27 protein-coding genes and 1 tRNA gene are annotated in these 26,061 nt (G+C 32.0%); 5 read left to right on the top strand and 23 right to left on the bottom strand.

The window, feature by feature from the left end; translation table 11 throughout:
• Positions 1-20: 20 nt before the first annotated feature.
• The 11 genes from rseP to AC1RPN_RS01910 all read right to left on the bottom strand — a co-directional run bounded on the left by rseP (position 21) and on the right by AC1RPN_RS01910 (position 9,429).
• Positions 21-1,292 (bottom strand): RIP metalloprotease RseP, encoded by a 1,272-nt coding sequence (gene rseP / locus AC1RPN_RS01960; RefSeq protein WP_481761384.1) that lies wholly within the window; start codon positions 1,290-1,292, stop codon positions 21-23.
• Between the two features lie 23 nt (positions 1,293-1,315).
• A complete protein-coding gene (locus AC1RPN_RS01955) occupies positions 1,316-2,110 on the bottom strand; it encodes a phosphatidate cytidylyltransferase (protein ID WP_409022448.1) in 795 nt (264 codons plus the stop codon).
• Between the two features lie 10 nt (positions 2,111-2,120).
• Positions 2,121-2,888 (bottom strand): isoprenyl transferase, encoded by a 768-nt coding sequence (locus AC1RPN_RS01950; RefSeq protein WP_481761385.1) that lies wholly within the window; start codon positions 2,886-2,888, stop codon positions 2,121-2,123.
• 86 nt (positions 2,889-2,974) lie between these two features.
• Complete coding sequence (frr, locus tag AC1RPN_RS01945; protein ID WP_409022446.1) at positions 2,975-3,538, bottom strand: ribosome recycling factor; 564 nt, start codon at positions 3,536-3,538, stop codon at positions 2,975-2,977.
• Positions 3,539-4,261: a UMP kinase gene (pyrH, locus tag AC1RPN_RS01940; protein ID WP_481761386.1), complete on the bottom strand. Its 723-nt coding sequence runs from the start codon at positions 4,259-4,261 to the stop codon at positions 3,539-3,541. It abuts the gene before it with no gap.
• 133 nt (positions 4,262-4,394) lie between these two features.
• Complete coding sequence (tsf, locus tag AC1RPN_RS01935; RefSeq protein ID WP_481761387.1) at positions 4,395-5,270, bottom strand: translation elongation factor Ts; 876 nt, start codon at positions 5,268-5,270, stop codon at positions 4,395-4,397.
• Positions 5,271-5,379: 109 nt separating this feature from the next.
• A complete protein-coding gene (gene rpsB, locus AC1RPN_RS01930) occupies positions 5,380-6,171 on the bottom strand; it encodes a 30S ribosomal protein S2 (RefSeq protein WP_409022443.1) in 792 nt (263 codons plus the stop codon).
• Between the two features lie 164 nt (positions 6,172-6,335).
• Positions 6,336-7,325: a D-2-hydroxyacid dehydrogenase gene (locus AC1RPN_RS01925; protein WP_481761388.1), complete on the bottom strand. Its 990-nt coding sequence runs from the start codon at positions 7,323-7,325 to the stop codon at positions 6,336-6,338.
• A 30-nt stretch (positions 7,326-7,355) separates the two neighbouring features.
• Entirely contained in the window at positions 7,356-8,348 is a 993-nt protein-coding gene (locus AC1RPN_RS01920; RefSeq protein ID WP_481761389.1) for a D-2-hydroxyacid dehydrogenase, read from the bottom strand.
• 69 nt (positions 8,349-8,417) lie between these two features.
• On the bottom strand, positions 8,418-8,693 hold the full coding sequence (locus AC1RPN_RS01915; RefSeq protein ID WP_409022440.1) for a GIY-YIG nuclease family protein: 276 nt from the start codon (positions 8,691-8,693) through the stop codon (positions 8,418-8,420).
• Positions 8,683-9,429 carry a tRNA1(Val) (adenine(37)-N6)-methyltransferase gene (locus AC1RPN_RS01910; protein WP_409022439.1) on the bottom strand — a complete coding sequence of 249 codons (747 nt, stop codon included), beginning with the start codon at positions 9,427-9,429 and terminating at the stop codon, positions 8,683-8,685. The genes AC1RPN_RS01915 and AC1RPN_RS01910 overlap by 11 nt, the downstream gene beginning before the upstream one ends.
• Before the next feature lie 103 nt (positions 9,430-9,532).
• Between AC1RPN_RS01910 and AC1RPN_RS01905 the strand changes: the two genes are divergently transcribed.
• Positions 9,533-10,168, top strand: coding sequence for a lysophospholipid acyltransferase family protein (locus tag AC1RPN_RS01905; RefSeq protein ID WP_409022438.1), 636 nt, complete (start codon positions 9,533-9,535; stop codon positions 10,166-10,168).
• Positions 10,169-10,235: 67 nt separating this feature from the next.
• Here AC1RPN_RS01905 and AC1RPN_RS01900 read toward each other — a convergent pair whose 3' ends face one another.
• From AC1RPN_RS01900 to AC1RPN_RS01885, 4 genes are all read right to left on the bottom strand, one after another.
• Positions 10,236-12,023 carry an ABC transporter ATP-binding protein gene (locus AC1RPN_RS01900; protein ID WP_481761390.1) on the bottom strand — a complete coding sequence of 596 codons (1,788 nt, stop codon included), beginning with the start codon at positions 12,021-12,023 and terminating at the stop codon, positions 10,236-10,238.
• The gene (locus AC1RPN_RS01895; protein WP_481761391.1) at positions 12,016-13,773 is read right to left on the bottom strand and encodes an ABC transporter ATP-binding protein; all 1,758 of its coding nucleotides are present in this window, start codon (positions 13,771-13,773) and stop codon (positions 12,016-12,018) included. The genes AC1RPN_RS01900 and AC1RPN_RS01895 overlap by 8 nt, the downstream gene beginning before the upstream one ends.
• Positions 13,774-13,840: 67 nt before the next feature.
• Positions 13,841-14,077 carry a YneF family protein gene (locus AC1RPN_RS01890; protein WP_112249992.1) on the bottom strand — a complete coding sequence of 79 codons (237 nt, stop codon included), beginning with the start codon at positions 14,075-14,077 and terminating at the stop codon, positions 13,841-13,843.
• Positions 14,078-14,172: 95 nt separating this feature from the next.
• Entirely contained in the window at positions 14,173-14,415 is a 243-nt protein-coding gene (locus AC1RPN_RS01885) for a DUF896 domain-containing protein (protein ID WP_409022435.1), read from the bottom strand.
• A gap of 147 nt (positions 14,416-14,562) precedes the next feature.
• Between AC1RPN_RS01885 and lexA the strand changes: the two genes are divergently transcribed.
• Entirely contained in the window at positions 14,563-15,183 is a 621-nt protein-coding gene (gene lexA / locus AC1RPN_RS01880; protein WP_409022434.1) for a transcriptional repressor LexA, read from the top strand.
• A 53-nt stretch (positions 15,184-15,236) separates the two neighbouring features.
• Here lexA and AC1RPN_RS01875 read toward each other — a convergent pair whose 3' ends face one another.
• Positions 15,237-16,388: a hydroxymethylglutaryl-CoA synthase gene (locus AC1RPN_RS01875; RefSeq protein WP_481761392.1), complete on the bottom strand. Its 1,152-nt coding sequence runs from the start codon at positions 16,386-16,388 to the stop codon at positions 15,237-15,239.
• 354 nt (positions 16,389-16,742) lie between these two features.
• Here AC1RPN_RS01875 and AC1RPN_RS01870 point away from each other — a divergent pair, with 354 nt between their 5' ends.
• Both AC1RPN_RS01870 and AC1RPN_RS01865 read left to right on the top strand, forming a co-directional pair.
• Complete coding sequence (locus AC1RPN_RS01870; RefSeq protein WP_481761393.1) at positions 16,743-17,606, top strand: hypothetical protein; 864 nt, start codon at positions 16,743-16,745, stop codon at positions 17,604-17,606.
• A 51-nt stretch (positions 17,607-17,657) separates the two neighbouring features.
• Positions 17,658-17,744, top strand: a tRNA-Ser gene (locus AC1RPN_RS01865).
• Between the two features lie 398 nt (positions 17,745-18,142).
• Here the strand turns inward: AC1RPN_RS01865 and AC1RPN_RS01860 are convergent.
• Genes AC1RPN_RS01860 through AC1RPN_RS01830 form a run of 7 tightly spaced genes read right to left on the bottom strand, consistent with a single transcriptional unit; the run spans position 18,143 to position 25,126 of the window.
• Entirely contained in the window at positions 18,143-18,661 is a 519-nt protein-coding gene (locus AC1RPN_RS01860) for an adenine phosphoribosyltransferase (protein WP_481761394.1), read from the bottom strand.
• 14 nt (positions 18,662-18,675) lie between these two features.
• The gene (gene recJ / locus AC1RPN_RS01855) at positions 18,676-21,006 is read right to left on the bottom strand and encodes a single-stranded-DNA-specific exonuclease RecJ (RefSeq protein ID WP_481761395.1); all 2,331 of its coding nucleotides are present in this window, start codon (positions 21,004-21,006) and stop codon (positions 18,676-18,678) included.
• 17 nt (positions 21,007-21,023) lie between these two features.
• On the bottom strand, positions 21,024-21,389 hold the full coding sequence (locus AC1RPN_RS01850; protein ID WP_481761396.1) for a lipopolysaccharide assembly protein LapA domain-containing protein: 366 nt from the start codon (positions 21,387-21,389) through the stop codon (positions 21,024-21,026).
• 11 nt (positions 21,390-21,400) lie between these two features.
• Positions 21,401-22,210 (bottom strand): SDR family NAD(P)-dependent oxidoreductase, encoded by an 810-nt coding sequence (locus tag AC1RPN_RS01845; RefSeq protein ID WP_409022789.1) that lies wholly within the window; start codon positions 22,208-22,210, stop codon positions 21,401-21,403.
• Entirely contained in the window at positions 22,206-23,153 is a 948-nt protein-coding gene (gene rnz / locus AC1RPN_RS01840) for a ribonuclease Z (RefSeq protein ID WP_481761397.1), read from the bottom strand. Before rnz ends, AC1RPN_RS01845 begins: the two co-directional genes overlap by 5 nt.
• 19 nt (positions 23,154-23,172) lie before the next feature.
• Entirely contained in the window at positions 23,173-24,459 is a 1,287-nt protein-coding gene (locus tag AC1RPN_RS01835) for a sensor histidine kinase (RefSeq protein WP_481762402.1), read from the bottom strand.
• Positions 24,449-25,126 carry a response regulator transcription factor gene (locus AC1RPN_RS01830; protein ID WP_409022427.1) on the bottom strand — a complete coding sequence of 226 codons (678 nt, stop codon included), beginning with the start codon at positions 25,124-25,126 and terminating at the stop codon, positions 24,449-24,451. Before AC1RPN_RS01830 ends, AC1RPN_RS01835 begins: the two co-directional genes overlap by 11 nt.
• A 79-nt stretch (positions 25,127-25,205) precedes the next feature.
• Here AC1RPN_RS01830 and AC1RPN_RS01825 point away from each other — a divergent pair, with 79 nt between their 5' ends.
• Positions 25,206-25,490: a hypothetical protein gene (locus AC1RPN_RS01825; RefSeq protein ID WP_481762401.1), complete on the top strand. Its 285-nt coding sequence runs from the start codon at positions 25,206-25,208 to the stop codon at positions 25,488-25,490.
• Positions 25,491-26,061 lie beyond the last annotated feature (571 nt).

Here is a 26,061-nt window from a genome sequence, read left to right as displayed (position 1 = left end):
ATTTTATTCTCCTTTTTCATTTAAAAGAAATAACGCTGAATATCATTCCATGTGACTAATATCATCAATATCATTAAAAATGCAAATCCAACTAATGTAATAACACCTTCTTTTTCAGGTGAAATTGGTTTGCCACGAATTCCTTCGATAATATTTAGTACTAATTTTCCACCATCTAAAGCTGGAATTGGTAATAAATTCACAATTCCTAAGTTAATTGATAAGAATGCAAGCAATGACACAACACTCGCCAACCCATAACTTGCTGCATTTGAAGTCACTGCATAAATTGCAACCGGACCACCAAAATCATTTAAGCTGACACCTTTAGTAAACATCCCTACTAATACAGCCACAATACTAGCCACGACACTCCATGATTGCGTAAACCCATAAGTAATTTTATTGATAAATGAGTGATCCATTTTAACTGTAATACCAATTTTACCGATCTTTGTTGAGTCTGTTTTACTTGATTCAGGTGTAATAACGATTGATTCTGTTTTACCGTTCCTTATTACTTTTAAGTCAGTTTTTTTATCAGGACGACTGCTAATCGCTGTCGTTAATTCAGTCCAGTTTGTTGTCTTTTTATCAGATACAGCTACAATTTTATCATTTGCTTTTAACCCCGCCCTTTGAGCCGCAGAATTCTCTTGAATTGTACCAATTTGATTCAAATTGGTTGCAACGCCACCTTGCATAAAAGCAAGTAGTATAAATGCAACAATAGCTAATAAAAAGTTATTCATCGGTCCAGCAAAATTCGTTAAAATTCGATTCCAAAGCGTAGCTGATTGAAATTGAACATCTTCAGGAGCGATTTGAATTTCTGTGCCATCTTTTTCAATTATTAACGCATCATGATCAACATTATATTTTTTTACTATCTCTTCATTACCATTTTCATATCCTGTAATCCAGAGTTCTTTTTGCAAATCACTATCTAGGTATTCGATTGGGATACCATTATACAGCGTTGTTTTTTTACTCGTATTAATCTTTGTAACCTTATTATTACTATCCAGTATTAAACTCATAGGCATACCAGGTTTTAAATCTTCATCTTCATCATCAGCGATTCCCGCCATTCTAACATATCCACCAAGAGGTAATATTCTTAAAGTGTACGTTGTACTACCTCTATGGAATGAAAGTATTTTTGGCCCCATACCAATTGAAAATTCACGAACTAAAATTCCAGCACGTTTTGCAAAATAGTAATGACCAAATTCATGAATCACAACTAAAATTCCAAAAACGATAATAAATGTAATAATCGTTTTAATCATGTGAATCCTCCCCCTTTAATTTATTACATTAACCCAAATAAATGCATAATTGGCCATACAAATATTAAACTATCAAATCGATCTAAAATACCACCATGTCCAGGTAGAATACGTCCAGAATCTTTTACACCATAGAAACGTTTAAACGCGGACTCAACTAAATCACCGCATTGTCCAAATACCGAAAGGATTAACGTAATCAAAATCATTATAGGAAAAGAATGATTTTGTGGGAAGAAGTAAATAAAGATACTTCCTAACAGTGTAGCCATTAATGTTCCACCAATTGAACCTTCCCATGTTTTATTTGGACTAATATGTGGTGCTAATTTATTTTTACCAAACTTACGTCCAAACATGTAAGCACCTGTATCTGTTGTCCAGATAACAATTAAAATATATGCTAATGTCATTAATCCGTTAAAATCGTTGCCTCTTGCCGCAATAAAATAATGAAATCCCATCCCGACATATAAAGAACTTAAGACAAAAACACCAGCATCATCAAATGAAAAACGATTTTTTGAAGTAACCATATACATTAATAGAAGTGCAACAAGAAAATAAAATACATTTACAGAAGAAATGTGAGCTGGTAAAAATTTAAACCACTTATCTGGTGCAATCACAGTTATTGTCATTAAGATACCAAAAGTAGCCTCTGGTGATATCAATAATTTTTTCTTCATTACAAATACTTCCGAAATACCAATGCATCCTAAAATTAAAGCAAATATCTGCAATGGTAGTCCACCAATAATAACCAATGGTATGAAAATACAGAGAGCCACAATTGCCGTAATTACGCGCTGTCTCATAAAAATTCTCCTATTCTTTTATACCACCGAAACGGCGGTCTCTTTTTTGATAATTTAGTATTGCATCTTTTAATGCATCTTCAGAAAAATCAGGCCATAATGTATCAGTAAACACTAATTCACTATAAGCAATTTGCCATAATAAGAAATTAGATATTCTTTCTTCACCACTAGTTCTGATTAGTAATTCCGGATCATTATAAGGTGCTAAATTACTAGTCATTAAATACTGGTCAATTGTTTTATCTGTTATCTCTTCAACGCTTAGTTTACCATTAGAGGTATCAGTTGCAATATTTTTGATAGCCGTCACAATCTCTGCTCGCCCACCATAATTTAATGCAAAATTAAGAACCATCCCTGTATTATCTTTAGTATCTTCCACTGCATTTTGAACAGCTAATTTTGTTTCATTTGGAAGCTGATCAATGTAGCCCATAACATTAACTTTTACATTCTTTTCAATTAATTCTGGTACAAACTTATCAAAAAAAGTACCCGGTAAACTCATCAGGTAATTAACTTCTGTTTCGGGCCGTTTCCAATTTTCAGTAGAAAATGCGTAAAGTGTTAAAACTTTAATCCCTAAATCACTTGCAGCCATAGTTACTGTTTTTACAGTATCCATACCGGTTTTATGTCCCGCAATTCTAGGTAAATGCCTTTTTTTTGCCCAACGTCCATTACCATCCATTATAACAGCAACATGTTTAGGAATTCTTTCCATATCCAATTGGATTAATTCATTTGTTTTATTTTTTTTAAAATTAAAAGCCATATTGTACCTCCAAGAATAGTTACATGTTCTATTGTAGCAAAAAAACAGGCACAAAACGACGCCTGTCTTAAAATAAAGCTATTTATTTAAACTGCTAAAATTTCTTTTTCTTTATCTGCTTGAATATTATCAATATTTTTAATTGATGCATTCGTCACATCTTGAGCTTGTTTTTCTAAATCTCGTAAATCATCTTCGGTTAAATCACCATTTTTTTCTGATTTTTTCAAGGCATCAACTGCATCACGTCTGATATTACGAATAATAACTTTAGCATTTTCTGCTTCAGCTTTAACGTCTTTAGCTAATTCCTTACGACGTTCTTCTGTTAATTGAGGAATAACTAATCGAATTGCTGATCCATCATTCGAAGGGCTAATTCCTAAATCAGCAACTAATAAACCATGTTCAATATCCTTCAAAGCACTTTTATCAAATGGCGTAATTAAAAGTACGCGAGCTTCTGGTACTGAAATTTGTGCAACTTGATTAAGTGGCGTTGGTGCACCATAATAATCTACTGTCACATTATTCAATAAACTAGCATTAGCTCGACCAGCCCGAATATTACCAAGATTTTTTTGAAGTGAAACCTCTGCTTTTGACATTTTATCTTGAGCATCAACTAATATAGGTTCTGTTATTTTCATTTATTTTCCCCTAACGGTTGTTCCGATGGTTTCACCGAGAACAACTTTTTTTATATTTCCTGGTTCGTTCAAATTAAATACGACTAACGGAATATCATTATCCATCGATAATGTACTTGCAGTTGTATCCATAACTTGTAAGTTTTTATTAATTATATCTAAATGTGTTAATTCTTCATATTTTGTTGCTGAGTCATCCTTTTGAGGATCAGCAGAATAGACACCATCTACGCCATTTTTTGCCATCAATATAACATCAGCATTAATTTCTGCAGCTCTTAACGCTGAAGTTGTATCTGTTGAGAAATATGGTGAACCCGTACCCGCAGCAAAAATAACAACGCGACCTTTTTCAAGATGACGAACAGCTTTACGGCGAATATAGGGTTCTGCAATTTGGCGCATTTCAATAGCTGTTTGAACTCGAGTTGGGACACCTACAGACTCAAGATTATCTTGCAATGCTAGTGCATTCATAACTGTTCCTAGCATCCCTATATAATCTGCCTGCGCACGTTCCATACCCATTGCGGCTCCAGCTTCACCACGCCACATATTACCACCACCAACAACGATAGCGACTTCAACACCCATTTCTTGAATTTCTTTTAATTCTTCAGCAACTTTTCTAATTACAGGTGGATTAATACCAAATCCTTGTTCTCCGGCTAATGCTTCACCGCTTAACTTCAACATAACGCGTCGATACTTAACATCTGACATCCAATGTTCCTCCTACAATCTATTTACAATTATTTTACCATATTTTAGGTATAATTAATAATTCAATTTATATCAAAATAAATTTATTAAAAAAAGTTTGTGCTTAAAGCACAAACTTTTGGATTGTAGAAAATTATTTAATTTGGCCCATAACTTCGTCTACAAAATTATTTTCTTTCTTTTCAAGACCTTCTCCAACTTCATAACGGATAAATAATTTAACTTTTCCACCCTTAGAAGCAACATACTTAGCAACTGTCATGTCAGGATCTTTAACAAAATCTTGATCATCTAAGCTAATATCAGCTAGATATTTATTTAAACGACCCTCAACCATTTTTTCAATGATATTTGCTGGTTTGCCTTCATTAGCAGCTTCTTTAGAAAGTACTTCTTTTTCATGTGCCAATTCATCAGCAGGTACTTGTTCACGAGATACATACTTAGGATTAATTGCAGCAACATGCATAGCAACATCTTTAGCAGTTGATTCATCAGCATCTGTAACGACAACAAGTGTTGAAATTGAGCCACCCATATGTGAGTATGATCCAAAACTTTCATTATCAGTTTTTTCTACTAATTCAAAACGACGTAATGAAATTTTTTCACCAATTACTTGTGTTGCTTCAATTAAATCATCATTAATTGTGCCACGGTCTGTTTTAATTGTAAGTGCTTCTTCAACATCTTTAGGATGTGCTTCAGCAATTTTAGTAGCAATCAATTTAACAAGTGTTTTGAATTGTTCGTTTTGAGCAACGAAATCAGTTTCTGCGTTAACTTCAACAATAGCTGCAAAGTTACCAGAGAATTGAACATCAGATAGACCTTCAGCAGCAACACGGTCACTTTTTTTAGCAGCCTTTGCCATACCTTTTTCGCGGAGGAAATCGATTGCTTTTTGCATATCACCGTCAACTTCAACGAGTGCTTTTTTTGCGTCCATCATACCGACACCAGTTGTATCACGTAATTCTTTAACTTGAGAAGCAGAAATTTTTGCCATTTGAATGGCCTCCTTGTTTAAATAATTTAATTGATTTTATATCTAAAAAAACTGCCTCAAAAGAAAGGGCCATTACAGTACCTAATTTTGAGACAGCCTAATTTATTTACTATTCAGCAGTTTTTTTATCATTTCCGCCTTCAACAGCTTCAACGATATCTTCGATTGAATCTACTTTTTCGTCAGCCTTTTTGAAAGAAGCTTCATTCACTTCTTCTTTACCTTGATTAGTTTCAATAATAGCATCAGCCATTTTTGCAGTAATCAAACGTACAGCACGAATTGCATCATCATTTGAAGGGATTTTTACATCAATTTCATCTGGATCACTATTTGTATCAACCATAGCGATGATAGGAATATTCAATTTTTGAGCTTCCTTAACAGCGATACGTTCTTTACGAGGATCAACAATGAATAATACATCAGGGATGCGAGGCATATCTTCAATACCACCCAAGAATTTTTCAAGACGATCTCTACGTTTAATTAATAAAGAAACTTCTTTTTTAGGAAGAAGATCAAATGTGCCATCTTCTGACATTTTTTTGATTTCTTTAAGACGTTTGATACGTTTTTGAATTGTGTTCCAGTTAGTTAAAGTTCCACCTAACCAACGATGGTTAACAAAGTATTGTCCAGCACGAGTTGCTTCTTCTTCAATAGCATCTTGTGCTTGTTTCTTTGTACCAACAAAAAGAACAACACCATCATCTTCAGCAGCTTTTTTCATTGATGCATAAGCAGCATCAACTAATTTAACTGTTTTTTGTAAATCAATGATATAAATACCATTTCTTTCAGTAAAGATGTATGGTTTCATCTTTGGGTTCCAGCGACGTGTTTGATGTCCAAAATGAACACCGGCTTCGAGCAATTGTTTCATACTAATAACAGCCATAATGTAGTGCCTCCGAGTAAAAGTTTTATTTTCCTCCCAAGTGTTCAACTGTGCTAAGACTCTCCCGAGCACCCTCAGTCACATCCCACAAGGTGTGAATTGATGTTTTAACATCGTCTTTAAGTATACAAAATCTAAAATTAGAACACAAGTCTTATTTTTAATTATTTAACTTCTGTTTCCACAACGCCTGTTGTTAAAAATTGATAAGCACTATTCAAAGCAATTTCAACCATATTTTTAACTGCAGTTTCAGTATAGAATGCAATATGAGGTGTTAAAATAACATTTACCATATCTAAAAGTTCATTAAATAATGGATCTTCAATAGATGAGTCCGTTAAATCATGATTAAATATTGGATTTTCGAATTCATACGTATCTAAAGCTGCTCCACCAACTTGTCCTGATTTTAATGCGTCAATTAAATCTTCAGTATTAATTAACGTTCCACGGGCTGTATTTACAATCAGAACTCCGTGTTTCATTTTTTCAAATGAATCTCGATTAAGCATGTGTTCATTCTCTTTTGTAGCTGGCGTATGTAATGTAATAACGTCTGCTTGTTCGAACAACTCATCTAATGTATCAACATAAATACCACTCTTTTTTAATTCAGCATTTGGATAGACATCGTATGCAATAACTTTTGCACCGAATCCTTTGTAAATGTCCATTGCAACCCGGCCAATACGTCCAGTTCCAATAACACCCACGGTTAAGCTTCTCAACTCGCGTGAAATATTTGGAGCCCAACGATAGTCTTGATTTTTAATTTTTAAATTAAATTCTGGTGTTCTTCTTAAGAGTTGCATCAATTGTGTCACAGAAAATTCAGCAATCGCGTTAGGTGAATACGCTGGGACATTTGTCACCGTCACACCGTATTTTTTAGCTGCAACTAAATCAATATTATCAACCCCGACATTTCTAACAGAAAGAATCTTAATATTCATCTCTTTCATTTTAGAAAATAATGTTTCGTTATAAGGGATTGTTTGCAATGCAATAATACCATCAAATCCATCCGCTTGCTGTATCGTTTCATTCGTTAATAAATCTTGAGTAATTTCAACATCAACTTGATTGTCATCAGACCATTGATTACCAAATCCAACTTCATCTTTTCTCATACCGAACGCAATTAGTTTCATAATACAAAATCCTCCATTTTCTGACTAATTTTATTTAAATTTAACTTCTTTATCAGAATGTCCTGTTTCTATTAAGTCTTTACTTGCATTCAAAGCATCTATAACCATATTCCTGACAGCAGGCTCTGTATAGAACGCTGTGTGTGGGGTAATTAACACATTCTCACGTTGCAATAAGTTTTTAAAAGTACCATTTACTTGTGATTCTGTTAATTCTTTATTGAAATAATCAGTCTCATTTTCAAGTGTATCTAATGCGGCACCGGCTACTTTCCCTGAATCTAGCGCTCTTATCAGTGCATCGGTGTCAATCAATGTTCCTCTGGCCATATTCAAAATATGCACACCATTTTGCATTTTACTAAATGCTTCGTCATCTAATAAATGATAATTATCTTCAGTAGCAGGGCTATGAATTGTGATAACTGTTGATTTTGCATATAGCTCATCTAATGTATCAACATAGATTCCTTCTTCTTTCAAAGCAGGATTTTGATAAATATCATATCCAATAATTTTTGCACCAAATGCTTTAAAAATTTTAATGGCTGTTTGCCCAATTCTTCCTGTACCAATCACACCAACTGTTTGTGTGCGGATTTCTTTAGAGATATCGGGTTCCCAAGTGAAATCGTTATTCTTCATTTTACGATTAAATTGTGGTGTTTTTCTAAATAACTCCAACAATTTAGCTACAGATAGCTCCGCAACAGCACTTGGAGAATAAGATGGCACATTCGTCACAATCAATCCATACTTATTAACTGCATCCCCATCAACGTTATCCACACCAGTATTACGAATCGATAAATAATTAATATTTAAATCATGAATTTTTTTAATTAATTCAGGTGTATAGTCCTTTTGTTGGTAGGCAACGATAGCGTCATAATTTTCTGCTAATTGAACTGTTTTTTCGTCTAATAATTCATTAACAGTTTTTATTTTAATTTGATTATCTTTTTCCCATTCTTGGACATACAATAATTCATCTTCTCGGATACCATACGCAATGATTTTCATAATGTTATACCTCTTTATTTTAAAATTTATACTTTCATTATATCATTTGAAATCTTTTTATACATTATTTCAGATTTCAACTGATTGCTTTTTTAAATAAGCAATTTTTTTATCTCTTGATTGGTGTTTGAAAGCATATTCTTTCTTTAATGCTTCAGATTTCGTTTCAAATGATTCCTGCAAAATCATTTTCAAAGGCCGTCTACTAGCTAATTTTGTGTACTTTGCACCTTTCCCTGCATTATGCGTTGCAAGTCTTTTTTCGGGATCCGTTGTAAATCCGCCGTATAGTGTATTATCAGCGCACAGTAATACATAGAAATAATATTTTTTTTCATCTTCCATAAACAATCTCCTGAACCATTTGTGTGTACTCATCATCGTTACCATAAACAACAATAGGAGGCATAATCCTAATTCCTGCTGCATTGCCATCCTTAATTGCTTCAATTAGGACCATGTTAGCCTCTTTTCCCTCTTTTGGATGAACAAATTGGATTTTTTTAGGCGCCAACCGATGATTAACCATTTTACTTAGAATTTCAGGCAATCGATCAGGACGGTGTACGAAAAAAGTTTTCCCCTTCATTTTCAATAAACCGCTAGTAATTTCTAGAATACTATCTAAATTAGTTGTAATTTCATGTCGTGCAATTGCTAAATACTTGTTAGGATTCTGAGAAGATTGTGGCGTATTTGGAAAATAAGGTGGATTACACAATACGGTATCAATTGAGTCTTTTTCTAGATAATCAAACGTGTTGATTAAATCTGTTTGCTTAACTTGTACTTGATTTTCCAAGTGATTCAATTCAATACTTCTATTTGCCATATCAGCTAATTTTTCTTGAAGTTCAATCTGATAAATTTGACCCTTTGTTTTTTGACTAACAAATAACCCGACTGCACCATTGCCCGCACATAAATCAACTATTTTAGTTGATTCTTTTCTTGAAACATCTGCAAAATGGGCTAATAAAACAGCATCCAGTGAAAAAGAAAAAACATCTGAACTCTGAATGATTTTAATTTGATTTGAGTATAATTGGTCAATACGTTCATTGTTATTAAGTGAAACCATTTTTCATTACCCATTTTCTATAATTTTTTTTAAACTTGCAACTTTTAATTTAATTAGTCATACTTACCATACAAAGTTTAAAATTTGAAAGGATTGTTGCCACATGTTTTATTCATTTGCACGAGGTATTGTACGAGTACTTTTATTCTTAATCAATGGGAATGCCCACTATATTAATAAAGAAAAACTACCTGAAGGATCGTATATTTTAGTAGGTCCACACCGAACTTGGTTTGACCCCCTTTACTTTGCCTTAGCTGGTAGTCCTAAAAAGTTTTCATTTATGGCAAAAAAAGAACTATTTGTAAATCCAATTTTACGCTATATCTTAATTCATGCCAATGCTTTTCCAGTTGATCGAGAAAATCCAGGTCCATCAACAATTAAAACGCCAGTTAAATTTTTAAAAAAAGGCGAATTATCATTAATTATGTTTCCCTCAGGTACCCGACATTCCGAGGAATTAAAAGGTGGTTCACTCTTAATTGCTCGAATGGCACAGGTACCCCTAGTTCCAGCAGTCTATCAAGGTCCATTAACCTTAAAGCAACTTTTCAGTAGAAAAAGAGTAACCGTTTCATTCGGTGATCCAATCTATTTAGACAAAAAAACAAAATTGACTGATGAGGTCCAAACAGAAATGGACACCCAATTAATGGCTGCATTTCAAAAATTAGATACTGAAATTAATCCCAATTTTAAATATGTTGATCCCCATAAAAGTAAAAATAATAATTAAATTCCAAAAAAAATACTGGTAGGAAATCATATTGATTTTCTACCAGTATTTTTATTTAAAATTAAACTTAATCATCTGATATATTTTGTAAACTATACATGTCAGCGTATTTACCATTTAATTTTAGTAATTCTTCATGTGTTCCTCGTTCAACAATTTGACCCTTATCCAACACTAGAATTTGGTTAGCGTCAACAATAGTTGACAGTCTGTGTGCGATAACAAGCGTCGTTCTATTTTGTCTCATTTGTTTTAACCCATCTTGTATAAGTTGTTCCGTCTCCGTATCAATATTAGCTGTAGCTTCATCCAATATTAAAATTTTGGGATTAGTTACAATCGTTCTCGCAAATGAAATCAATTGCTTTTCACCAGCGGAGTATGTTGCCCCTCGTTCAACAACTTTCGTTTGATACTGCCGAGGTAATTTATCAATAAATTGATCAGCATGAACAAATTTAGCAGCTTTTTCAATTTGTTCATCAGTAATATCTTGATTAAACATTCTAATATTTGAAGCAACATTACCATAAAATAAAAATGAATCTTGTAATACAAGCCCCATTTTTTTACGTAACTCTTCTGTCGAATATTTTTTAATATCTAAACCATCAATTAAAATTTGCCCTTCTTCAAAATCATAAAATCTCATCAAAATATTGATGGTTGAACTTTTACCACTACCCGTGTGTCCAACGAAAGCAAGTGTTTCACCAGGTTGTACCGTAAATGATATATTCTTTAAAACAGCATTCTCATCATCATAAGAAAAAGTAACATTTTTGAATTCAATTTTACCTTCAGTAATTGTGGCTCCTGCCACGGGTGTTTGTTGTGGTTCTATTGTTTGGTCATCAAGAACACTAATGATTCGGCTACCTGCAACGATTCCATCTTGGAAAGTTGTCAAATAATCCATTAAGTTTGTCATGGGATTGAAGAAATTTTGTAAATATGTTAGAAATGCATATACCATTCCTGCTTCAACAAAATGATCTAAACTGCTAATTCCAAATAACCCAAGTGTCATTACTACAGCCAATGCATAAAATAAACTAATAATTGGTGAAAGTAACAATGAATTAGTTCGAATCATTTCAAATCTTTTTTTCAAATAAAGTTCATTAGTGTCCTCAAATTCGCCTTCAATCCGTTTTTCTTGGCGAAATTGTTGAATCACATTTATTCCAACGATAGATTCATTTAATTTAGTATTTAATCGACTCAAATATTCTCTCATTTGTCGATAAACCTTTGAACTAAACCGTTGGTAATACCATGTTGTTATTAGTAAAATTGGTATAAAAATCAACGTTACCAATGCAATCTGTGGCTTGGCAATATACATTGCTACAAAAGCAGAGATAAGTGAAAATACACCAACGATTAATGTCATAAATAGCGTCCAAAAATCTGCTAATGTCATCGTATCATTAGTAACCCTAGAAACAACAGCTCCAGCCGGTGTCTTATCAAAGTAACGCATCCCTAACGTGTGAATTTTTTTAAAAAGAATGACACGTATTTTTTCTAATGTTTTTTCTGCACCCATTGAGTACAAATACATTTGAATGAATTGAGTAATTGCTTTTAAAATTACACCGATAAAGTAAAGACCCGCAAATAAAAACATAATATTTAGTGGTGTTGATTTCGATTGAAGATAGTTATCCATATAATACTGTAAAAGAAGAGGTAGTAATATATTAATTCCACTTAATATGGCCGCAAATAAAATTGCGATTAAAAAATCGGCTTTAAAATCTTTTGTATAGGGCAACAATCTTTTAATAACTGTTCTTTGTTCTTTACCGCTCAGTTCTTTTTGCCAGCTAGATTTAGGCTTTTCACTCATTAATTTCATCTCCCTCTAACTTGCTTTCAAGTTGTTGTTTAGTTGTCATTTGATAGTACCAACCTTTTGATGTCATTAACGTATCATGCTGTCCTCGCTCAATAATTGTTCCACCATCAATTACGATAATTTCATCTGCATCTTTTACACTACTCATACGGCTTGCAGAAATAATAGTTGTTTTATTTTGACGTTTCTCTTTTAATCTAGTTAAAATAATAGATTCCGTTCTGGCATCAACTGCCGAAAGAGCATCATCCAAAATTAATAGCTCTGGATTAATTACAAGGGCACGAGCGATAGCTAAACGTTGCTTTTGGCCACCAGAGAGGGATATTCCTTGTTCTCCAACCTCTGTTTCATATTTTAGTGGTAATTCAGTGATATCACTATCCAAATCAGCATTAAATGCAGCCATTTCAACCTTTTCTTTTGTTAAATTCATATTAGCAAAACGTATATTATTTAAAATAGTTGTTGAAAATAAAAAGCTTTCCTGAGGAACGTAACCAATTGACTTCAGATACGTATCTAAGGCATACTCTTTAATATTTGAATTATTAACTGAAATCATTCCGTTGTATGCATCAAATTCACGAAGTATCAATTTCATAATCGTTGATTTGCCAGCACCCGTTTTTCCAACAATGCCAAGAGTTTGACCAGAACCAATTTCAAATTTAACATTATGCAAGCTTTCCCGATCATCATCTGGATAATTAAAATGCTGGACATCAAATTTAAAAGATCCCACCGGTAATTTATCTAACCCCTTTTCATTATCTACAATGCCACTTTTTTGATTTAATAATATTTGAACACGATCATAACTAGCATTTCCACGTTCAATAACATTAAATAATCGACCAATAGCAAACATCGGCCAAACAAGTAACGCAATATAACTTATAAATGAAATCAGTTGTCCAATTGAAATAACGTTGTTAGCCACATAGTATCCACCTAAAATGATAGTGCAAACATATGACAATCCAATAATTAAACTTGTTATTGGATCAAACAATGCATCCAATAAATTAACTTTTCTATTAATCTTGATAGTTTCTTCAACTTTTCCTTCAAAATCTTCAATATCTTCTTGTTCTTGTCCAAGAGTCTTAATCACTTTAATTCCGCTGACACTCTCTTGCGTTTTATTATTCAACGTTGAAAACGCTGCTTGAGATGTAGAGAAAGCAGTGTGTATTTTAGTTCCTAAATATCTAGCCATAACCGCCAATAAAGGTAACGGAATAATTGCTAAGATTGTTAAACGCCAATCTATTAAAAATATCATTGCAATTATAGTTGTCCCACCCGTGATAATTGAATCAGCAAAAGTTAGTATACCTGCACCAGCAACCTGCTGAATAGCTGTTAAATCATTCGTTGCATGTGCCATCAAATCGCCTGTTCTATTTTGCTGAAAAAAAGATTGATCCATTTGCATAAAATGTTTAAATAATCGAGTACGTAAAATTTTTTCAAGGCGAGCAGCGCTACCCCAAATATTGGTTCTCCAGATATATCTAAACAGATATTGCCCTAATGCAACAAAAACTAAGATACTAATCCAAATTGCTAACTTACTCACTGTTAGTTCATTTTCACTCATACTATCAACGATATTTCCAATAATTTTAGGTGGAATAATTTGGAAGATTGCCACTAAAATCAGAAAGAATACTGCGATTCCATACGATTTTTTTTCTTGTTTAAAAAACCATCCAAGTTTTCTAAATATAGTCATTCTAACTCCTCCTTTTTATAAAAAAAAACAAGCAAAGGAAATCCTTGCCTGTTCATAAAATATTAAATTATTTTTTTTGCGAACTATTTTTTGCTTGTGCATTCATAGATGACATCATCTGATGTAATTTCTTTTCAGAAGGTTTTTGGCCCATTTGGACCATCATCATTCTTAACATATCTTCATTGATTGGTGGGTTCTTTTGTAAATATGTTTCCATATACTTACGAGCACCGAAAAATCCTCCGACAAGTCCAACTGCTAACGCAATAACGGCGATTAAAATCGTCATTCCCATTGACATAATTCAAGACCCCTTTCAATTCACTTCAATCACTAATTCTACACAATTTTCACATAAAAGAAAAGGTAAATCTATTCAAATTGGGAACTATTTTCTTAGTTATCTCGTAAACCTTTATCACGTTGAACTTTTTTTACTTTGTCAGGTGTTACTTCTTTACCTGTTTTATCATAAACCTGCATCATTTCAACTCGACTTCTAAAACTTTCTCTAAATAATGCAAGATACGTTTCACGAAGTTCTTTTCTTTCAGCTTCTTCAGCCTTTGTTAAACCTTCATCAGTTTTACTTTTTGCAGCTAATTCATTTATTCTTGGTGCTAAATCTTCTGGGATCATTTATTATCACTCCTTAAAATTTCACTCATAAGCATACCTGATAATATGATAAAAAACAATTATTCAAATTAACCGAACGTTTGTTTGCAACAACTACTTTCATATGCTACTATTAAAATAATAAATAATGATGATGAGGTGTACTAAATGACAAAAGCATCTGACAGCAAACAACTTGCAGTCTTGCGCTTTATTCATGAACGAGTGGACACGAAGGGTTATCCACCAACTGTTAGAGAAATTGGCGAAGCTGTTTCTCTATCATCTACTTCCACTGTTCATGGACACATTGCTCGACTTGAAAAAAAAGGATTACTAACTAAAGATCCCACCAAACCTAGGGCAATTGAACTTACACCACTTGGATTAGATGCGATTGGCGTTAATAGTCATGAAAATTTAATTCCAATGGTCGGGACCGTTACTGCTGGTGTACCCATTTTGGCTGTTGAACAGGTAACTGATTATTTCCCCCTCCCACCTGACTTTAATTCCTCAGATGATTTATTCATGTTAACAATTCGCGGAGAAAGCATGATTAATATTGGGATATTAAATGAAGATCAAGTTATTGTCAGAAAACAGTCAACTGCTGAAAATGGTGAAATTGTTATTGCAATGAATGAATTTGATGAGGCAACCTGTAAAAGATTTTTCAAAGAAGAAAATCATTTTCGTCTCCAACCCGAAAATGATTCAATGGAACCAATTATTTTAGATTCTGTCTCTATTTTAGGCAAAGTCATTGGACTCTATCGTCATTTTTAATGAACAAAGCAGAAAAAGCTACTAAATTAGTCAGACTAATCTAGTAGCTTTTTCTATTGAATAGAATATTGCCTTTGCATATTTTTGCTGCCTATTAAAATATATTTAGATTTATCATTACTGTAATCTAAATAAATATCTGCTCCATCATTTTTTAAATGATTTTGATACATATTCTCGTATAATTCAATAGAAACTTGAACACGTTCTTCTAAATTAATTTTCGGTAATTGACTCTTGAAATTATCTGTTAATGTACCAGAAAAGAATTCTCCAACTGCCCCTGAACCATAGCTATACATCCCTATTCTATCACCGGCCTCTAAATCATTACTATTTTCAAGTAAAGATATAAAGCTTAAATATAGTGAGCCAGTATATAAATTTCCAACCTGATTATTATACTTTTTAGCTGCCTCAAATTCTCGTTCTAATTCAATTTTTTTGCTATCTGTCGCTTCATTAAGGACTTCTCTTAAACCTTTAACACCAAGTTTTGTATATGGCAAATGATATAAAATAGCCTTAAAATCAGCAACAGTTAATCCTGTTTTATTTTTATACTCATTCCATGTTTGATTAAAAAAATCTAAATATACGTTCTGAGAAGTTTTACCGTCTACAAGTGCTTCGCTGTGATTTAATGGGCGCCAAAAATCCATAACATTTTCCGTTACAAATCCACTATCTGCATCTAATAAAAGTATTTTTGGGTTTTTCGTAATAATCATTGCGACAGCGCCGCCACCTTGTGTAGGTTCACCCGCAGTATTTAGACCATATCTAGCAATATCAGCACCAATGACTAAAACCTGACTATTTGGATTAAGCGACACATGTCCTTTTGCCAATTGAATAGCGGCCGTTGCTCCATAGCAAGCTTGCTTAATTTCGATTGATCTCACGTGTTTTAAGCCTAAAAGACCTGAAACGTAGGCTCCTGCCGACTTTGAATTATCAATACCGGATTCTGTTGCAAAAATAACAAAGTCAATTTTGTCTCTATTTTCGTTATCTATTAATAGATCTGCAGCATTTGCACCCATCGTCACCACGTCCTGTGTCGGCGGTATAACAGCCATTTTTGATTGGCCAATTCCAATTAAATATTTATTAGGATCTACATTTCTGACATTAGCTAATTCTGACATATCAACGTACTGATTCGATGTAAAAAAATTAATTCGATCAATTCCAATTTTCATTAATCTTCCAGCTTCCATTTATTATATTGTTTTTATTGTACTTGATGTCTCATTTGATGGCAAGATTTGGTATCACTGGTTTAAAAAGGTATCATTATTCAGTTTCAAATACTAAACCTAAATACTTTTATTACTACCCTAGAAATATCTTTATCAATAAACTATCACACTCGGCGAACAGATAAAATTTGGCAACGATTACAAGACTCATTGGTCGTATTGCACTTAATTGCACTTAATTGCACTTAATTCCCCTTGAATACTAATTATAGAATCACTTTATGTATTCTCTTGTAATTGTCCAGTTAGACGTATAAAATTTAACCATATATTTATACGAAAAAGGGGATTAATATGATTGCACAAACATTTTATTTAATTGTTTTAATTATTTGGGTGTCTATGATTGGGTTAACTATTTGGGATAAAGGTTTGACTAATTTTTTTAAATATATATTCACCCCTACAAAAATACCAAGACAAAATAGATTTAAACACCCTTTTTTGTCGTTTTTAGTTATTCAAGAAAAAGAACAAAAATTTTATTTTTATGCAGTAAGTTTTTTAATAGGTACAATTTTTGGTCTAATGTTTTTCCCCAGGTTCTTAATTTTAAGACTACTAACATTTAGCATTGCTTCATTACTGTTTTGTTATAGTTTTTTTTCATACCTAAAATTATTCCCTAAAAAAACAAAACTCTGGCAAATTGAATCGTATTTATTATTACTTATTACTACATTCATTTTTTATCTAATTAATTATATGAATTTGATTACACCACTAATGGAAACAACAGTTATTTTTACATTTATATTAGGTATTATTATCATTACCTTTAGTTCATTCTATTTATTAAAATTACTTTCATACATTGTTCAAAATAATTTTGCACATACTGTACAGGTTATTGCTGAATTTGCATTAAATATTTTCTATGAAGGTTTGCTTGTTGGAACTTCTTTAATAGGCGTTTTAGGAGGTGAATCAAAAGTTACCGAATTTGTCTCTAAGTTACCCAGTGTCCATGTTGTTGATCACTTAGTAGCTATTTCATATTATGGCTTGAGTGATTTTTTTGGAGACCCCATAAATTCTATTCAAAATGTTCAGTCATATCCAACAATAATTTTATATATTCATCTGCTAAGCTTATTATTTGGCGCAAGCTACACGTGGATATTTCTTGCTAACTTAATAAGCATTGATAATAATTAAATGAGTTTTGCAATTATATTAAAAAGTTGATATACTAAACAAAGTTATTTTGGAGAGTTGGCAGAGTGGTAATGCACCGGACTCGAAATCCGGCGAACGCTGTAATGGCGCGCGCAGGTTCAAATCCTGTACTCTCCTTTTTATATCATATTAAACCAAAATAAAAAAACACAAACGCCAGTTTAAAGGCATTTGTGTTTTTTATTTTGTATAAAAAGAGACTATAAAGCATTAAAACATCATATGACTTTGCACATATTTCGCACATTTTTATATACCTAACATTAAAAAAGCTTTAAGTGACTTTCTGAATTATAAAAAATCAGTATTATACCTGTATCTTGGACCCAAACTGATGTATATATAATTAATATTTCGCAAACAACCGTCTGTTCTTGGTAAAAGGAAGATAATATTCAAAAGCTCGTAGCTTAATTTAAAAATAAAAAGCTCTAGTATTGGACGAAAATCCAATACTAGAGCCTCATTTTATAAAATTATACAACAATAGCTATCATAAAGCTGTAATCATGAATTTAATAGTTCATTAAACTGAATATATCATAGTCTTTTATTTTTTGACGGCCCTTTAAATCATCTAATTCAATAAAAAAGGCAGTCCCTACAACAATACCACCTAATTGTTCAACTAATTCTATCGTCGCTGCAATCGTACCACCAGTTGCTAATAAATCATCTGTTACTAAAACCCTCTGTCCAGGTTGTACCGCATCCTTATGCATATATAGTGCAGATTCTCCGTACTCCAATGCATACTTGGCCTCAACGGTTTCTCGAGGTAACTTACCTTTTTTTCTAGCTGGTGCAAATCCTACACCTAGATCATAGGCCACTGGACATCCAACAATAAACCCTCTAGCTTCAGGGCCAACAATCATCTCAACATTTTTACTCTTGGCATATTCTACAATTTTATTTGTTGCTTCGCGGTATGCTGCTCCGTCTGCCATTAAGGGTGATATATCTCGAAAAACAACACCTTTTTCTGGGTAATCAGGAATTGCAGCAATATACTTTGTTAAATCTAATACCATTAATAAACGCTCCTTTAATCTTCTGTATTCAATTGTTCAAGTATCCACTTTTTAAGATCATTCTCTTTAGAGTAGACTAACTTATCTTCAGCTAATATTCGATTATTTCTTAGCTTATATTCAGAAGTATTTTTAATGTCCATTTTATTTGTTGTACTTTTTCCAGTCATTAATCCATCTTTTATTTTAACAAATTCCAACTCTAAAAACACCTTAATCATGAATATTAATAAATTTTTCTTTATTTTTAAAAAATCAGATAAGACGATTAGTTGATTATTAATATCAACATCTTTATGACTCATCACAAATTTATATAACTTTGCATACTGTTCTCTGGATGGCATACCATCTAAATAGGCACTGTTAGTCTTTAAAAATACTGCAATTATTTTCTGACTATCCGATAAACGTAATATTGTAGACATTTGTTCCAACGAGCTTGGGCAATCTACAAATATAATTGTTCTTTGATTATCAAAATCTGATACACTTTTTAGTTGATCAGCCTGCTTAAATATCTGTTTGTCTGATGAAAATTGTTTTACTTGGTCATAATTTTTTTTATTCCAGAATATAAACAAGCCTTCATTTTGAAATAAACTTTTATTCACGTGGTCAGTTCTTTCATCAATAATTACAAGCCCTTCAAATTTAATGTCCTGTACCATTAACTGTAAATTTGTTTTATTCATCCATACATTTTTTTCAATTTCACCGATTAATTTGATCTCATCTAAAGTATTCTTGAAATCATCAACATACTTTGCATTTGAAAATGAAATTCCACTAATTTTTTCTTTCTCACCAACAACTTCAAATTTTAAGTGAGTTCCTGTTTTACCAATAGCCTTAACATTTTGTATTGATTTATATTTAATTTCAAAAATCGGTTTTTCATTGTCTGTACCAAATGGTTTTAATTTTTCAATATCCTTATAAAAATCCAAAGTCAATTGATCTACATTTAGCTTTGCTACAACCACTTTGGCTGGCTTAACGTTCAATTGAATTCCTTGAGATACTGCTTCATTTTCCAAGTCTAATCTAAATCTTTCTAAGTTTTGAATGGGAAATGTTAATCCCACGGCCATATGATGTCCACCAAAATGAGATGTTAATTCTCTATGTTCATTAATTGCGTTATACAAATGAAATGTATCAATACTTCGACCGGATCCTTTTAAATAGCCCTTCTCTGTATCTTGGTTTAAAATAATTGTCGGTTTACCAGTTACTTCAACAACACGACTAGCAACGATACCTAATACACCTTCGTGCCAATTTTCACCTGTTATTACCAGTGTTTTCTTGTACTGATTATACTCTGCTGTAGCCTGTTTCAATGCTAGTTCTAATATATCTGCTACAATTTTTTGACGGCGTACATTTTCAGATTGAACAAAGTTTGCTATTTCCTGTGCTCGTTCATCGTCTAGACTAGTTAACAGTTCAACACCAATATTTGCATCACCTAATCGCCCAATTGCATTTAAACGCGGCGCAATACCAAAACCAATATCTTTTTCATCTACTGTTTCCTGTTTTACATTCGCAACTTCCATTAATGCAATCAATCCTGGCCGGAACGTTTGTTGTAAAACCTTCAGACCGAAACTTACAAGTGAACGATTTTCATCTGTCAGTGATACCAAATCTGCTACTGTACCGATTACCACTAAATCTAGTAATTCTTCTGAAATATCACCTGTTAATGCACTCGCAACTTTAAATGCCACACCAGCACCTGAAAGTTCTCCAAACGGATATTTTCCTTCAGGATGTCGAGGATGAATTATTGCATAAGCCTTTGGTAAAACATCTGGTAATTCATGATGATCGGTTACGATAACATCTATACCTTGAGATTGAGCAAATTCTATTGCTTCATTCCCTGATACACCATTATCAACAGTAATAATCAAATTAGTACCATTGTCTATTATTCTTTTATAAGCATCTACATTAGGTCCGTAACCATCTATAAATCGGTTAGGTATATAAGTTTCCACATCTGCGCCCATATCACTAAGTGTCTCAAACATGATTGAGGTACTCGTTAACCCATCAGCATCATAATCACCATAAACCGTTATTTTTTGATTTTTAACTATTGCTTGTTGAATTCGTTCAATTCCTTTACTCATATCATGCATAAGCATTGGATCGTGAATGTTTTCTGCTCCTACATTTAAAAAATCAGTAATAGCTTTTTCAGATGTAAGTCCGCGGCTCCATAGTAAAGATATCAATGAATGATCTAATTGAATATTTTCAAATATTTCATTAGGTATTTTGTCATTACTTAAATCTAAAAACTTCCAACTATACTTTGATTCAATCATGTTAAACCTCTACTTTACTAACGATTTATATTTTCTGATTTTAACGTTTTAATTTCATTTTGTAGTAATTGAACTTCTTTTCTATTCTGAGTTTTTATTTTATCAATTGAATTTTTCAATGATTCATCAAAATTATTTTTATAGTCATCCAATTGTTGATTTAATTCTTTATTTTCTTTTTTTAATTTTAAAGTTGCACTTGTTGTTAACAGACCTATCAGTAGTGCTCCTGCTAAAATTGAAAATAATAAAATAAGAATCATTGGCATTTTAATTTCTGCAAACCAAAAATTAATTGAAACTTCCTTTACATTTAAAATTGAAAAAATTGCTATTACGATAATAAGTAATAACGCTATGATTGTTCGCCATTGTTTTTTCATATTTTCCCCCACTATTTTTTGTTAAATACTGTACCCGCAAGTAAATCTCCCATTTTAGGGAAAATTGTATATCCCAAATATGCCATTTCCATATAATATGGTAAATTAATTTCGCGTTTATTTGTACTTATGTTTCTTGATATAATCTTTGCAACATGCGCAGGATTTAGCATCATTGATCCAATATTTTTTAAATAGTTGCCCTCTTTATCAGCTATTTTGAAGAAATTAGTATCAATTGGTCCAGGATTAACTGTCATAACTTTAATCCCTAGTGGTTTTAATTCTAATCTCAACGCATTAGAATAACCAAGGACACCATATTTCGTTGCTGAATAAATTGCTGATTTCGGTGTTGCAATTTTCCCAGCAATAGATGCAATATTAATAATAACGCCATATTTTCTATCTGCCATATTTAGCGCAACATTTTGAGTCATGTACATTAGCCCCAAGACGTTTACTCTAAACATTTTTTCAGCAACATCCATATCAAAAGATAACACATTCTCCATCAAACCAAACCCTGCATTATTTATAAGTACTTCAATCGGTCCAATTGAAGATTCAATTTTTTTAACCATTTTTTCAATTTGAATTGGATCAGAAACATCACATTCAATCGCATAAGCCAATCGACCAGATAGACGCTGACAAGCATCTTTAACCTCTGTAAGTTTATCCATTTGTCTAGCGCAAATAACAACAATTGCACCTTTTCTAGCAACCTCATATGCCAGTTCCTTACCTAAACCACTTGAACCACCACTAATTAGAACGATTCTATTACGTAAATCTTTTAACTCTTTATATTGACTAATCATTTACTTTTTCCTTTTGAGAAAACGGCACATTAATTACATCAAAATCTCTAACAACCGTTGTATTTTTAAAGATACTTCTTGCCTCACTCTGTAAAGTAATGGCCATTTTACCAACATATCTTGCGGAAATATGTGTCAATAATAACATTTTCACGTTTGATTTTTTAGCGATTTCTGCAGCCTGAGCACTAGTTGTATGATAATAATTCCTTGCCATTTTTGATTCAGCTTTTTCAAATGTACTCTCATGAACCAGAACATTTGCATTTTCAGCTAATGTATAACTATTTTTTGTTTTTCTTGTATCGCCCAAAATTGTGACAATACGCCCTTTTTTAGTTTCTCCCAAAAAATCATTTCCATTTAATTTTGTGCCGTCTTCTAATTGAACTATTTTACCGGCTTTTAATTCTCCATAAATTGGACCAGACGGAATATTTAATTCTTTAAGTTTATCTATTTGTAATTCGCCTGCATAATCATGTTCCACAATTCGATAACCCACGCTTATAATACGATGATCTAAGTAATCAAAATATACTTTAAAAGTGCTATCTTCAAATATTAATCCAGGTTTATCAAGTTCTACAAATTTAATTGTATATGACAACTTCGTTTCAGAAACTTGTAAACTGGTCTTCACAAAATTTTGAATTCCTTTAGGACCAAAAATAGTTAAAGGTCCATTACCTCCTTGAAATGATCGGCTACTCAAAAGACCTGGCAACCCAAAAATATGATCTCCGTGTAAATGTGTAATGAATATTTTTTCGATTTTCCGAGGTTTTATTGTCGTTTGTAAAATTTGATGTTGTGTTGCTTCACCTACATCAAACAACCAAACACTATTACGTTCATCTAGTAGTTTTAGTGCAATACTGGTTACATTTCTATTTTTTGCAGGTGCTCCTGCTCCTGTACCTAAAAATTCTAATTCCATATTATTAACCTATCCTTACTTATTCATTTGATTTCATTGGTAATGTAACTTCAAAAACGACACCCTTCGGTATCTTATTTCTAACTTCAATTTTACCTTTATGCTCTTCAACGATCCATTTCGCAATTGACAAGCCTAACCCATTACCACCTGTTTTACGATTTCTTGATTTTTCTTCTCTATAAAAGCGTTGGAAGATTATTTTTTTATGTGTATCACTAATATTTTCTCCATCATTAATGACTTGTATCACTAGTTGCTTAGCCGACTCAATAACGATAAACGAAATTTCATTACCCGCTACTGTGTATTTCAATGCATTATCAAGTAAAATGACAATTAATTGATGTATACGGTCTTCGTCTAATTGAATGTACTTACTTGCAATATTTATTTGAAAATAAAATTGTTTATTTTGACTAAGCGCAATATCTGCATAAGGATGAATAATATTCTCAAAGTATTCCTTAGCAAGGACTTTCTTAAAGTTAAACACATTAGCATTAGAATCTGAATTAGCTAACAATAATAGATCTTTTGTTAGATTATTTAATCGTCTAATCTCACTTAATGAAGTTGCAATTGACTCGCTTTCATCGATAATATTTGCATTAGGTTTTGTTAACAAATACTCTAATTTATTTTGTACTATCGTCAATGGTGTTCTAAGCTCATGGGCTGCATTATCGATAAATTCTCTTTGCTTATTCCATGCACTAATCGTTGGTTTAATACTAATAGATGATAAAATAACACTTAAGGCAATCGACAACATTCCAAAAATAAGCAGAGATACAAGTAAAATATTCCTAAAACTAATCAATGAGTTTTGATTAATCTCAATATTTTCAATAATTTGAATATATCGTGCTTTATGCCATTTTTTAACAGCTGAGTCTGGAATTTCCATTAAGTATGACCTAAACGTAGGTCCGTTTTTTTGTTTAATTGTTTTAAATTTGTTTAAATCAGATTTTTTAAATGGTATCTTATTAAAAACGGGGTATCTGGTACCCATTGCATCTTTATTAATTATTTCTCCATTTTGTGACCATAAGATTTGATAGACTTTAAAGTCAGGTGCTTGCTTCAAAAGTGGACTATCATCGATTCTATTTATGGAGACATAATTAGAATCTTTTATTCGTCTAATTTGTTTTTTCATTGATATATCTACATTAACTGTTAAGGTGTCATTAAATGAACTATATACAATTAAACCAAGTGTTACAAAAATAATACTGAAGCTTAAAAGATACATAAAAAATAATTTTATACGCGTATCTCTATTTGCCTTATTTTTCATCAGGTTCAACCAGATAACCAACGTTTCTAATTGTTCGAATCATTTTTTCATGACCAATCTTTTTTAATTTTTTTCTCAGATTACTCATATAAACTTCTACAACCGTAATGCTAGTATCGGACGTAAATCCCCAAACACGGTCAAATATTTGTTCTTTCGTTAAAATAGTATTCTTATTTTCCAGTAAGTATGTTAAAAATTCATACTCTTTACCCTGTAAATTGATAGATTGGCTGCCAGAAATAATTGTTCTGTTATCAGATAAAATCATATCTTGATATTTTAATTCACTATCTATTTCAAATTTCATTGTTCTTTTCAGAAGAGCCTTTATTCTCATTTGTAATTCGTTTAAATTGAATGGCTTAGCTAAATAATCATCCGCCCCTAAATTAAATCCGGTAATTTTATCGTCAACACTATCTTTTGCTGATAAGATTAGCACTGCCGTGTCAATTTTCTTTTCTCGAATTTTTTTTAATACATCAAATCCCGATATTGTAGGAAGCATTAAATCTAAAATAATAATATCATATATATTTTGTGAAGCTTTAAAAAAGCCTTCCTCGCCATCGAACGCTTGCTCTAACGTCATAATTTTTGCTGTTGCTTCAACAATATTATCAGAAATAATTGTATCATCTTCAATAATTAATCCTCTTGGCATTTTTTTTCCTCATTCCTTTCATTTTCATTAAAAAAAATGCATAATAATTATATCTTCTACTAAAGGATGGTTAAATATTATGCGAATGATCGATTTAGAATTAGCCACTATTGATTTAAATAAAAATTTTAATTTATATTACACTACTAATAATCTATTTTACCCTATTTCTAAGGTAATTAGTACATCAGAATATTTTATTTTAATTGTTACTCCCTCTGATAAACCCTTGTTACTTCAAGATTTACTTCACGTATCTGAGTTGAAATCACGTCATAATAAGCTGTTTATCCAAACTATTGATAAAAATTTACATTTAATTTTAGGTTATAAAATAGATCATAATAAACTATTTTTAGCTTAAAACTTAAAATAGATCTGTCTTCATTCTACTCTGATGCTATTATATATATCGCATGGAGTATTAATAAAAAATGCTAACTGCTGTTATACAGTTAGCATTAGTGACATTTGTTAATAGATAAAGTTATTCTACATAATTATCCTGTCTTTATAGTATATCTAAAAAATGGAGGTAAAACAAATGAATATTCTATCTACAACAGTAAGTATCGTTGCCCTATTAATTTCACTGTATACCCTGTACATCGTCCTAAAAAGTAATAGATAAATTAAACGCTAATTTTTAACACAATACATTATTCATACAACTACTGGATTAAGTCATCAATTGTCCTATCTTATTCAAAAAAGGACAATATTAGTTTGTTGAAACAAATTTAAAAAACATTATAGAACATAGCTATTTTAAGGGTGTACACTTTCTGGTGTTGGTGAAATAAAATTCATCAACACCAGTTTTTTATTCTGAAAACAAAAAAAGAGGCCACCATGACCTGTACTAGGCCCTGTCAAGTTGACGGATGAAATAATATAAAATTTAATATGTTTCTAAATGGCTTTATCCCAGTATT

Source organism: Dellaglioa sp. CoH-57-MRSF-20 (assembly GCF_056781955.1).
Note: the sequence above shows the minus strand (reverse complement) of the source record. Positions and strands in the feature narration are given on the sequence as shown.